General features: G+C 65.3%; 1 protein-coding gene. It reads left to right on the forward strand.

The window, feature by feature from the left end:
- Positions 1-387 (forward strand): inorganic diphosphatase (locus NS334_RS16735; RefSeq protein WP_058756997.1); only part of this gene is annotated, 387 nt, incomplete at its 5' end.
- Positions 388-531: the final 144 nt, after the last annotated feature.

The raw sequence follows: 531 nt of genomic DNA on the forward strand, positions 1-531 counted from the left end.
TCCATGGGCTACCCGGCCGACTACGGCTTCATCGAGAACACCCTCGGCGAGGACGGCGACCCGCTGGACGCGCTGGTGCTGCTGCCGGAGTCGGTGTTCCCCGGTGTGATCGTCGAGGCGCGTCCGGTCGGCGTGTACCGCATGACCGACGAGGCGGGCGGCGACGACAAGGTGCTGTGCGTGCCCGCGGGCGACCCCCGCTGGGATCACATCCAGGACCTGTCCGACGTCTCGGAGTTCGAGCTGTCCGCGATCAAGCACTTCTTCGAGCGGTACAAGAATCTAGAGCCGGGCAAGTACGTCCAGGGTTCGGAGTGGCTGAACCGCGCCGAGGCCGAGAAGATCATCGACGAGTCCTTCGCGCGGCTGAAGGAATCCGGCCACTGAGCCGAGCTCGTACGAAAAACGGGAAGTCCGAACATGGTTCGGGCTTCCCGTTCTCGTTACCCGGTCCGGGCCGCCGACCCCGGGGGGTCGGCGGCCCGGACCTGACTCTTATAAACATCTGACGCTGCCGACAAAGAGGATAGA

Source organism: Sphingomonas endophytica (assembly GCF_001476895.1).
Taxonomy (GTDB): Bacteria; Pseudomonadota; Alphaproteobacteria; order Sphingomonadales; family Sphingomonadaceae; genus Sphingomonas; species Sphingomonas endophytica_A.